Origin of the sequence: Brevibacillus sp. MER 51, from assembly GCF_023714195.1 — a bacterium.
Taxonomy (GTDB): domain Bacteria; phylum Bacillota; class Bacilli; order Brevibacillales; family Brevibacillaceae; genus Brevibacillus.
The window spans coordinates 114,232-124,285 of sequence record NZ_JAMAUS010000015.1 but is presented as its reverse complement, the minus strand read 5'-3'; the positions used below and the strand labels follow the sequence as shown (position 1 = coordinate 124,285).

Sequence of the window (10,054 nt, the reverse complement as noted above, 5' to 3'; positions counted from 1 at the left end):
CCAGCTGAGCTAAGCCTCCAGGATCCCTGCTAACGCAGGGCATTTTGCTAGGTGACCCGTAGGGGATTCGAACCCCTGAATGACAGCGTGAAAGGCTGCTGTGTTAAACCGCTTCACCAACGGGCCATTTCTAAGAAAGTGATGGCGGATGGAGTGGGATTTGAACCCACGAGACGGTTCAACACCGCCTACACGATTTCCAATCGTGCTCCTTCGGCCGCTCGGACATCCATCCATATATTTGAAGTGGATCAAAGCGATCCGCTTGTTTGCCTTTCAGAATTCATATGTTAGCATGCATTCATCTGAAACGCAAGAACTTTTTTCAAAGAAACTTAAAAAGTTCAATGTGACATAACTTTTCTGCTAGGCACAATAGCCATTGTAGCGCGTGGATCATGTGCTGTCAACGAAAAGTAATGAAAATCTCAACTTTTTTCTGTGTCCCCATCCATGGATGGGAAATACGTATCTATCTTTACCTGTCCCCAGCAATGTTACTCGCCGAATATCACTCTTTTTGTCGAGTCAGCTCATATCTACACTAACAAGAGAACTCACCATACGGAATGCTGGAATGGTATAATTTAACTTGAGACAAGACTGGCGGTGGAGGACCACGGCACAGCTTCCTGTAAAGGGGGTGATGCTGATGGTCTCGCTCGGCACGCTTTACCTTTTCCTAAAAGTACTGGCAACCTTGCTAAGCCTCTGGTTTAGCAGCAGGAAGCTCTACCGATGGGTAAGAAAGTGGCGTAACAAGCGAAAACCCACCGCCTAAGGTTGACCGCCTGACGGTGGGGTTCGCTGTTTTTGTAATCATGCGCGCCGTGGGTGTGCCACAGCTACTTGTCTCAGGAGCCTTGCCGCTGCAACGGTATTGGCTCCTTTATTTATATGTCGGATAATCCGTATCTCTACCAGTAGTTTAACACCCTTTTTCCATTCCATACAACATAAGCAACGATTTACAAGTAGAAAGGATTTGAAATGGATGACCTCAATCCGTCTAGCTACTCCTCAAGACATTCCTGCTGTCTGTACGATTGATGCCATGGTGCTCGGTTCAACCAGTCGTTCATCTGAACTGCAAGAAGCCATCGAGCAAGGACATTGCTACTTGGCGTTAATCGACATGAATATTGTCGGTTTTGCCATCATCAATCAATTATTTTTTAAGAACAGCTTTATTCATCTACTCATTGTTCACCCTCACTATCAGAAACGAGGGATTGGCGAGGAGATGATGCGCTATCTGGAAACGATCTCCCCTACGGAGAAGTTGTTCACTTCTACTAATCTTTCCAACGAGAGAATGCAACGCCTCTGTCTGAAGCTCGGATACGTTCACTGCGGAACTCTGACTCACCTAGATCCAGATGATCCTGAAATGTTTTTCTGCAGATACATTCGTCATCCACTATGATTGATTCCGCTCATAGATCAAACGAAGTCCTTTTAGCGTAAGATTCTGATCCACAACATGAATACAAGAGGTCTCATTCGCAAAAAGTGCTGCCAGCCCTCCCGTAGCAACTACGGTTGGACGCGTACCATATTCATCCATGATTCTGCGTACAATGCCTTCAACCTGACCGACGAATCCATAGAAAATGCCGGACTGCATTGCCGCTATCGTATTGCGCCCGACTACACTTGCAGGCTTGGCGATTTCGATTCGCGGCAGCTTGGCAGCACGAGTGAAGAGAGCCTCTGTCGATATCCCGATACCAGGAGCAATCGCCCCGCCCCAATACTGCGCCCGCTCGTCCACATAGCAAAAGGTCGTCGCCGTACCAAAATCGACAACAATAAGCGGTGCGCCATAATGATGAATCGCAGCAACAGCGTTCACGATTCGATCGGAACCTACCTCTCGCGGATACTCATACTTGATGTTTAGTCCCGTCTTGATACCCGGTCCGATAATCAGCGCTTTTTGTTGCATATACTTCCCGCACATACGTTCAATCGTGAGGTTTAAAGGTGGCACGACAGACGAGATAATGACGCCTCTCACCTGTTCAAAGCCAAGCCCTACGCTACCAAACAAGCTTTTGACGAGCATGCCGTACTCGTCTTCCGTTTTGTTACGATCTGTGGAAACTCTCCAATGGTGTTGGAGCTCGTCGCCTTCATATAAGCCCAACACAATATTGGAGTTGCCTATATCGATCACCAATAACATCGTGGTCGCTCCTTACCGCTTGCGTGTATTCAGATCGAGGCTGATATCAAACGCTTTGACAGAATGAGTCAGTGCCCCTACCGAAATGATATCTACGCCTGTTTTTGCAATGTCACCAATCGTCTCCAGACTCACACCGCCAGACGCCTCGACAATGGCCCGTCCATTGATAAACTGCACGGCTTCCACCATTTGATCGAGGGACATATTGTCGAGCATGATCGTATCTGCACCTGCTGCCAATGCTTCCTGAACCTGTTCAAACGATTCGGCCTCTACCTCTACTGTCATCGTATGCGGAATAACTGCGCGTGCCGCTGCAACAGCCTGTGCGATACCGCCCGCTCCTTTGATATGATTGTCCTTGATCATCACGGCATCATACAAGGCAAAACGGTGATTGTAGCCTCCCCCGACTCGTACCGCGTACTTTTCCAAAGCCCTGAGGCCTGGCGTAGTCTTTCTCGTATCGACAACTCGTGCCTTCGTCCCTGCGACGGCTGCTGCGTATTCACTCGTTTTCGTGGCAATCCCAGACAAACGCTGCATTAAATTAAGTGCAAGCCGCTCTCCACTCAAAATCGAACGAACCGAGCCGCTGACTTCGGCGATCTGCTGACCAACCTCTACTCGTGCCCCTTCTACTACCTTTGCCTCAAAAACGAGAGCAGAATCAACCGTGGCAAATACTTGCTCCGCAATCGGCAGGCCTGCCACGATTCCTGCTTCCTTGGCATATAAAATGCCGACACCCTGCTCTGATTCAGGAATGGTGCTCATAGTCGTTACATCACCAAACCCCACGTCTTCCTGTAGCCATTCCTCTATTTTTCGCTGAAGCTCCCGTTTATTCCACATCATACTTCTCACACTCCTCTTGGACACCATCTTCTACGGACTGGATCAAATGCTTACGCCACACCAAGTCATCTTTATTTGGAAAATCAGTACGATAATGCCCACCTCTGCTTTCTTCCCGCAAAAGGGCCGCTCTCGTTGTCAGGACGGCAGCATTCAGCAGATTGAAAAATTCAAACGTTTCCAGGCTCTTGGGCTCGTACTGATAGTATTGCTCCATTCGCGCAAGCTCAGCTAGTGCTTTCGTTAATCCTTTATCGTCGCGCTTCACACTAACATGCCGCAGCATGAGCTTTTGCATTTTCAATCGTTGTTCACGTGTATTGAACGCTTGAGGCAGTTTTTGCTTGGAAACAACCTCAAAAGGATGGATGCCGGGCAAATCAGCAAGCTGCTTGATCCGCTCCGCGATCCGGTGACCGAATACAACCGCTTCCGATAACGAGTTGCTGGCCAGTCGATTCGCTCCATGTACCCCTGTGCAAGAAGCTTCCCCGCATGCAAAAAGACGCTTCGTCGAGGTCTCCCCGTTCAAGTCAGTTTGAACCCCGCCCATAATATAATGGCAGGCAGGAGCTACCGGAATCCAGTCTGTCACCATATTGAGCCCGTATTGTAAGCAAAAATTATAAATCGTCGGAAAACGCCTCTTAATAAGCGCCTCCGATTCGTGGGTAATGTCGAGATACACAAACGTAGACTTTGTCTGCTCCATCTCGGAGACAATCGCCCGGGCGACAATATCGCGCGGTGCCAGTTCTTTTTGCGGATGGTACTTGTCCATGAAGCGATCGCCATTGCTGTTACGCAAAATGGCACCCTCCCCACGAACCGCTTCTGAAATCAAAAAGCGCGGGGCTCCCGGATAGTAAAGCGCAGTCGGATGAAACTGGATAAATTCCACATCTTTAATGCGAGCGCCCGCCCGATACGCGATTCCGATCCCATCCGCCGTAGCGATTTGCGGATTCGTCGTGTATCGGTAAAGCTGACCTGCTCCTCCTGTAGCCAGCACCGTTGCTTTGGCTTCCAGGAAAAACAGTTCGCCATCCGGCTTCCGCACGAGGACACCCACGCATTCACCATCCTGCGTGATGACATCCACAGCAAAATGATATTCCAAAACCTGAATGTTTGGCTGCTCCATCACTCGCTTGGACAAAGCGCGGACAATCTCTGCCCCAGTGGCATCTCCGTTTGCATGCAAAATTCGCCGTTTGCTATGCGCGCCTTCCTGTGTCAGCTCGTACTCCCCTTGTTCATCGCGGTCAAATTCCGTTCCATATGCAATCAGTTCATGCAAGCGATCAGGGCCTTCATGCACCAGGACCTCCACAGCGTTATACGAGCAAAGACCTGCTCCAGCGATTAACGTATCCTGTCGATGAAGGGCCGGAGAATCTGATTGGGCTGTTACAGCAGCGATTCCTCCCTGAGCCCAGCGTGTGTTACTATCATCGAGTCCCTTCTTGCTGATCAACACCACATCCGCATACTCACTCGTTTGCAACGCTGTATACAATCCAGCAATTCCTGCTCCAATAACAGCTACATCTGCCCTCATCCGAGGTAAGGTGTGCAAATCAAAGTCCACAATATAACGGGGAATCATGACTGTGTCCCTTCTCTCTTGTAACTGATGATTTTCCACCCATTATAGCAAATACACGCTTGAAGGAGATGCAAAAAAAGAGCACCCGCAAAAGCGAGCACTCCCCTTTATCCGATTAATTCGAATGCGTTACACATTCCTTGCACGTGCCATATACCTCGAACTTGTGCCCCGTCACCTGAAACTCTTCCGGTACAGCGGAAATGATATTCATCGGACATCCTGGCAAAGAAGAAGTCTTTCCACATTCCGTACAAATCACATGGTGATGATGGTGTCCATCTGTCGAACAGGCCAAACGGAATCTGCCTTCCCCGTCAAGCTCCGTCTCTTCCAGAATCCCCAGCTCAACAAAAGTGGAAATGTTGCGATAGACGGTATCGAAGCTGAGTGTTGGATACTGCTCCTTGATTCTTTCCATAATATCTTTGGCAGACAGGTATCGCTTCTCGGCCGCGCAGATTCGAATCATCTCCTCCCGCTTGCCGGTATACTTGAAACCATGTTCTTTCAATATTTGCAGCGCTTCTTCTACTTTCATCGACAAACACTCCTTCCTTTTGTCATATCCGGAAAACTCTTATCGGAAAGCGACCCGCAGCTTTTTTACACCCAATACAACTAGCATAACCAGCACTGCCATCAGTACAATTGTACCACCAGATGCCCAATCAAGGAGATAGGCAAAATACAAACCGCTTAACACGGAAAACTCCGCGAACAAAATCGACAAGAAAATCGTTTGACGAAAGCTTTTCGCGATTTGCAGACTAGCCGCTACCGGAAGGGTAATCAGCGCCGAGATTAACAGGACACCGACTATACGCATGGAAGCCGCAATCGTCAGAGCGACGAGCACCATGAACCACAAATTAATCGAACGTCTTGCCACCCCGGAGACGCGAGCGAATTCCTCGTCAAAGGAGACCGCAAAAAGCTCCTTGTAAATCAACACGACTGTCCCTAAAACAACAACTGCCACACCAATCAGCGCATACAGGTCTTCGATGGACACCGTCACAATTTTTCCGAACAAGTACGAATACAAATCTGCATTAAAACCGTCTGCGATGCTGATCAATACGGTAAACAGCCCAAGTCCCGCAGATAATATAATCGGAATCGCCAAATCCTGATACGCTTTGTACACCTTACGCAACCGCTCGATGAACAACGAACCGATCACCGCAAACAGCATCCCGAAAAACAGCGGATTGACTGCGGAGAAAAAGGCAACCTTTTTGGAAATGAGCATCCCGGCAGCTACACCGGACAGTGTGACGTGTGACAAGCCATCTGCCATCATCGACAAGCGACGAACAATGAGAAACGTGCCCAAAATAGGGCAAATCAGACCAATTAAAATCCCTGAAAACAGGGTATACCGCAAAAAGTCATACTGCCACCAATCAGCAAGCATGTGCCTATTCCTTCTTTCTTACCTATTTACAAAGCTTAATGATGATGAGACAGCAGTCTGACCGAATCACCGTACATACTTTGCAAGATTTTTTCTTGGTTATGCTCAAAATCGTGCGCTGTTCCGTGGAAGTGAATTTTCTTCTGCACACAAGCCACCTTGGTCACCCATTGCGACATGACTCCCACATCGTGGCTGACGATCATCATCGTCAATCCGTTCTCTTCCTTCAGCGACCGAAGCAAGCTGTAAAATTGATCGATCGATTCCTGATCGACACCGACCGTTGGCTCATCGAGGATCAACAGCTCTGGTTCAGCTACAAGAGCTCGCGCTATGAAAACGCGCTGTAACTGCCCGCCGGACAAGTTACCGATGCGTTGATCCAGCTTCTCCAACAAGCCGACACGCTCCACCGCAGCCCGAACATTCTCATGGTGCTGTTTCGTCAATCTGCGAAAAAGGCCTACTTTCCCGACCAATCCAGATGACACGACTTCTCGCACCGTCGCCGGAAATCCACCCGCTCCATGCGCGACCTGTTGCGCGACGTATCCAATGCGGTTCCATTCACGAAACTTGGATAGAGGTTGCCCGAACAACTCCACTGTCCCTTTGTTTGGTGTCAACAGACCCAAAATCAGCTTCATCAGCGTAGATTTCCCTGATCCGTTCGGCCCGACGATGCCCACAAAGTCTCCGCGTTCCAGTGTGAATTCAACCTCATCGAGAACCTGTTTGTCTTCATATTGAAAGGAGACACCTGTGAGCTTAATGACAGGCACCTCTTGTGTATGTGGTTCCATGAAATATCCATCCCTTAAATCGGATTTGTTCTTATTTGATTCCCTTCATCGTACTACGATTTTGCCCGAACCACAAGCATCCTACTAATGAATGAAAAAATGCCGCCTGGGAAGCGACATCTTTTCGAGGGAAAACTTATTGGAGTGCAGTCTTCAATGTATTCATATTCTCGCGCATAATGGACAAGTAATCACGCCCCGCCTTTACGTCGTCTTCCGTCAAACCTTCCAACGGATTGAGCGTAGCCGTCTTCACGCCAGCTTCCTTCGCAATCACTTCCGCTACCTTCGGAGAAACCAACGTTTCGAACAGCACATAAGAAATATTGTGTTCCTTTACATGCTCCACCAAGCTCTTCAACTCTGTTGTGGATGGCTCATCAGAAGGATTGACCCCAGAGATCGCTACTTGCTCCAGCCCGTAGCGTTTTGCCAGATAGCTGAATGCGCTATGAGAAACCATGAATTCTTTCTTCGGCGCTTGCGTAACCATATCTTTGAACTCTTTATCCAACTGTTCCAGGTCTGTTGCTAATTGTGTGAAGTTCTTTTCGTAATCAGCAGCGTGCGCTTGATCTTTTTGCACGAGCGTATTTTTGACCTTCTCCGCCTGTGCCTTCAGTTGCATCGGGTCGAGCCATACATGAGGGTCCAGATCCCCGTGGTCGTGCCCTGCTTCTTCTGCGTGACCTTCTTCTTTGTGGCCCTCTCCTTCATGCTCATGCTCAGCTGCATGAATCAGCTCGAGACCTTCCGTCGCATTAACAACAGTTGTCTTGTTTTTGTCGAGGTTGGTTACAGCCTTCTCTACCCACAGCTCTAAACCACTGCCGTTATAGGCGAAGATATCTGCTCCTGACAGAGCGACCATGTCTTTTGCGGTTGGCTCGAAGTCGTGAGGCTCTACGCCTGCGGGAACCAGATTCGTTACCTCCACATGCTCACCGCCGATCCGCTTTGCTACATATTCCAATGGATAAATCGTCGTGTATACTTTTGGTTTCCCTGACGCGTCACTGCCAGCTTGGGGAGTCCCAGCTGTTTCGTTCGCTGCTCCACATCCTACCAGCCCCACTGCCGTAATGAAACTTAGGGCTGCCAGCATAACTCTTTTCATCTATATTTCCTCCTGCTCCAATTCAAAATGATTCCGATTTACGTCTTCGTCGTTTTTCATTATACGGAGAGGAGCCCAAAAAGTAAATAGGATTTATTACGATTTAAAAATCAAAAGTGTGCATCTTCTCTCCTGGCTCCACAATTTCTCCATCTCATTATGATAAAATAACTGGCAGGAGGTATGTCCAAGATGAAACGTAAATCATGGTTAGCCATTACTTTTATCACCGGAGCTCTGCTTACTGGCTGTGGCTCTACTGATCAAGCTGAACAGAATCATAGCGATCACACGCAGCACGCCCCCAATGGAGATTTGCAGGAATTGACTGCTTCCGCTGATCAGCTACCAAAATTTTTAGACAACCAAGACCCTGTCATTATCCAATCCTACAAAGTTGCTGCCGCAAATCGTGAGCTGCTCAAATCCATTCCATGCTATTGTGGTTGTGGTGAAAGTGCTGGACACGGGCATAATGGCAACTGCTTCATCAAAGAAGAAAAGTTTGATGGCTCCATTGTCTGGGATGACCACGGCACTCGCTGTGGCGTATGCATGGAAATCGCCGTTATTTCCGGCAAGCTGAAAGAAGAAGGCAAATCTACAAAAGAAATTCGTACCTACATAGACCAAACCTACGGGCAAGGCTACGGAAAACCAACTCCTACCCCGATGCCTTCCTAAACACAGATAACAAGACTTCCCGGCGAGGAGGTCTTTCTTTTTCCTTTTTATGGAATAACATAGATTACCTTATGGGGCCAGGGCTTTGGTGCCTCTCTAGATGCATTGCCCGCCCTTGAGTCTGACTATATTTTTGGACCAAATGTAGGGATCGCCTTTTTCATTCTTGGTGTTATGCTGTTTCTTCGTTTGCTCCATGCCATCAGACGAGTAAAAGATGTTTACCGATCCTTGCTGTTATCCGGTATGATTGTACTCGTCCTGAACATTTACCGACGAAAAGACATCCAGCCCTTAACCAAAATCTCCTAATAGAAAAAGGGAGTAAAGCCCCTGCGCTCTACTCCCTTTTTGCATTTGATCAGTCTGCCCCTTAAGCAGGCGCTACCGCAAGCATGCGCTCCAAGGAAGCACGTGCCGCATCTGCAACATCTGTCGGAACAAAAATCTCCGGCTTCATATTCTCCAGCGCCTCGACGCACTTCTTCAGGTTGTTCACCTTCATATTCGGGCAAACGAGGTACTTGGAAGCGAAAATGAACGTTTTGTCCGGGCTGTCCTTTTCCAGCATGTAGCGTGTGCCGTCTTCCGTTCCAATAATAAACTCTTTGTGCGAAGACTCCCGGCAGTATTTCAAAATTCCGGTCGTGGAACCAACGTAGTCAGCCAGGGATACCACTTCTGGGCGGCACTCCGGATGAACGACTACCACAGCCTCTGGGTGCTGCTGCTTCAACGTCATGATGTCTTCTACAGACAGTTGGTCATGCGTGTTGCAGTACCCTTCCCAAATAATCATTTTCTTGTCTGTGAATTGGGATACATAGTGGCCGAGGTTTTTGTCCGGCACCCAAATGATCTCATCGCTGTCGATCGACTCGATCACGCGCTTCGCGTTGGACGACGTACAGCAGATGTAGGTTTCTGCCTTAACATCCGCAGAAGTATTGATGTAAGCCACTACCTTAGCATTTGGATGTTGTGCTTTGAGCTTGCGGAGCCCGTCTACGTTCACCATGTCCGCCATCGGACAGCCAGCCCGTTCATCGGGAATAATGACGGTCTTTTGGGGATTGAGAATTTTTGCACTTTCTCCCATAAAATGAACCCCACAGAACAAAATTACATCGGCATCCGTTTCTTTTGCTTTCTGTGCCAATCCAAAGGAATCGCCAATGAAGTCAGCGACTTCCTGAATCTCGGGACGTTGGTAAAAGTGAGCAAGAATGATGGCATTACGCTCTTTCTTCAACTGCAGCAGTCGTTCACGTAACTCAGCGTTGCGCTGGGCTTTTTTTTCTAACGCTAAAGCGTCCATGGAAAAAATCCCCCTACGGTGGTGTCATAATTTACGGTCATTGTAAGCGTA

The 10,054-nt window shown here is 48.4% G+C and carries 10 protein-coding genes and 2 tRNA genes; 2 read left to right on the top strand and 10 right to left on the bottom strand.

Annotation, left to right across the window (positions count from 1 at the left end):
* Window positions 1-52 precede the first annotated feature (52 nt).
* Window positions 53-126, bottom strand: a tRNA-Glu gene (locus M3630_RS25550).
* Window positions 127-142: 16 nt separating this feature from the next.
* Window positions 143-235, bottom strand: a tRNA-Ser gene (locus M3630_RS25545).
* 759 nt (window positions 236-994) lie between these two features.
* Here M3630_RS25545 and M3630_RS25540 point away from each other — a divergent pair.
* Window positions 995-1,426 carry a GNAT family N-acetyltransferase gene (locus M3630_RS25540; RefSeq protein ID WP_251253947.1) on the top strand — a complete coding sequence of 144 codons (432 nt, stop codon included), beginning with the start codon at window positions 995-997 and terminating at the stop codon, window positions 1,424-1,426.
* Here M3630_RS25540 and M3630_RS25535 read toward each other — a convergent pair.
* The 7 genes from M3630_RS25535 to M3630_RS25505 all read right to left on the bottom strand — a co-directional run bounded on the left by M3630_RS25535 (window position 1,421) and on the right by M3630_RS25505 (window position 8,001).
* The gene (locus M3630_RS25535) at window positions 1,421-2,188 is read right to left on the bottom strand and encodes a type III pantothenate kinase (protein WP_088910223.1); all 768 of its coding nucleotides are present in this window, start codon (window positions 2,186-2,188) and stop codon (window positions 1,421-1,423) included. The two genes, M3630_RS25540 and M3630_RS25535, sit on opposite strands and share 6 nt — an antisense overlap.
* Before the next feature lie 12 nt (window positions 2,189-2,200).
* Window positions 2,201-3,049, bottom strand: coding sequence for a carboxylating nicotinate-nucleotide diphosphorylase (gene nadC / locus M3630_RS25530; protein ID WP_221868242.1), 849 nt, complete (start codon window positions 3,047-3,049; stop codon window positions 2,201-2,203).
* Window positions 3,036-4,658, bottom strand: a complete 1,623-nt coding sequence (gene nadB, locus M3630_RS25525; RefSeq protein WP_251253946.1) for an L-aspartate oxidase — start codon at window positions 4,656-4,658, stop codon at window positions 3,036-3,038. Before nadB ends, nadC begins: the two co-directional genes overlap by 14 nt.
* A gap of 115 nt (window positions 4,659-4,773) precedes the next feature.
* On the bottom strand, window positions 4,774-5,199 hold the full coding sequence (locus M3630_RS25520) for a Fur family transcriptional regulator (protein ID WP_016740938.1): 426 nt from the start codon (window positions 5,197-5,199) through the stop codon (window positions 4,774-4,776).
* Window positions 5,200-5,238: 39 nt separating this feature from the next.
* Window positions 5,239-6,078: a metal ABC transporter permease gene (locus tag M3630_RS25515; RefSeq protein ID WP_251253945.1), complete on the bottom strand. Its 840-nt coding sequence runs from the start codon at window positions 6,076-6,078 to the stop codon at window positions 5,239-5,241.
* Between the two features lie 35 nt (window positions 6,079-6,113).
* On the bottom strand, window positions 6,114-6,884 hold the full coding sequence (locus M3630_RS25510) for a metal ABC transporter ATP-binding protein (protein WP_173612078.1): 771 nt from the start codon (window positions 6,882-6,884) through the stop codon (window positions 6,114-6,116).
* 136 nt (window positions 6,885-7,020) lie between these two features.
* Window positions 7,021-8,001: a metal ABC transporter substrate-binding protein gene (locus M3630_RS25505; protein ID WP_251253944.1), complete on the bottom strand. Its 981-nt coding sequence runs from the start codon at window positions 7,999-8,001 to the stop codon at window positions 7,021-7,023.
* A 192-nt stretch (window positions 8,002-8,193) separates the two neighbouring features.
* Between M3630_RS25505 and M3630_RS25500 the strand changes: the two genes are divergently transcribed.
* Window positions 8,194-8,685 (top strand): PCYCGC domain-containing protein, encoded by a 492-nt coding sequence (locus M3630_RS25500; RefSeq protein WP_251253943.1) that lies wholly within the window; start codon window positions 8,194-8,196, stop codon window positions 8,683-8,685.
* A 373-nt stretch (window positions 8,686-9,058) separates the two neighbouring features.
* Here the strand turns inward: M3630_RS25500 and nadA are convergent, their stop codons facing one another.
* Entirely contained in the window at window positions 9,059-10,003 is a 945-nt protein-coding gene (gene nadA / locus M3630_RS25495) for a quinolinate synthase NadA (RefSeq protein WP_007729946.1), read from the bottom strand.
* Window positions 10,004-10,054 lie beyond the last annotated feature (51 nt).

Excerpts from the sequence above, each read along its gene's own strand:
- nadB (WP_251253946.1), bottom strand. The coding sequence starts at position 4,658 with ATGATTCCCCGTTATATTGTGGACTTTGATTTGCACACCTTACCTCGG.
- M3630_RS25540 (WP_251253947.1), top strand. The coding sequence starts at position 995 with ATGACCTCAATCCGTCTAGCTACTCCTCAAGACATTCCTGCTGTCTGT.
- M3630_RS25520 (WP_016740938.1), bottom strand. The coding sequence starts at position 5,199 with ATGAAAGTAGAAGAAGCGCTGCAAATATTGAAAGAACATGGTTTCAAG.
- M3630_RS25505 (WP_251253944.1), bottom strand. The coding sequence starts at position 8,001 with ATGAAAAGAGTTATGCTGGCAGCCCTAAGTTTCATTACGGCAGTGGGG.
- nadC (WP_221868242.1), bottom strand. The coding sequence starts at position 3,049 with ATGATGTGGAATAAACGGGAGCTTCAGCGAAAAATAGAGGAATGGCTA.
- M3630_RS25535 (WP_088910223.1), bottom strand. The coding sequence starts at position 2,188 with ATGTTATTGGTGATCGATATAGGCAACTCCAATATTGTGTTGGGCTTA.
- M3630_RS25515 (WP_251253945.1), bottom strand. The coding sequence starts at position 6,078 with ATGCTTGCTGATTGGTGGCAGTATGACTTTTTGCGGTATACCCTGTTT.
- M3630_RS25500 (WP_251253943.1), top strand. The coding sequence starts at position 8,194 with ATGAAACGTAAATCATGGTTAGCCATTACTTTTATCACCGGAGCTCTG.
- nadA (WP_007729946.1), bottom strand. The coding sequence starts at position 10,003 with ATGGACGCTTTAGCGTTAGAAAAAAAAGCCCAGCGCAACGCTGAGTTA.
- M3630_RS25510 (WP_173612078.1), bottom strand. The coding sequence starts at position 6,884 with ATGGAACCACATACACAAGAGGTGCCTGTCATTAAGCTCACAGGTGTC.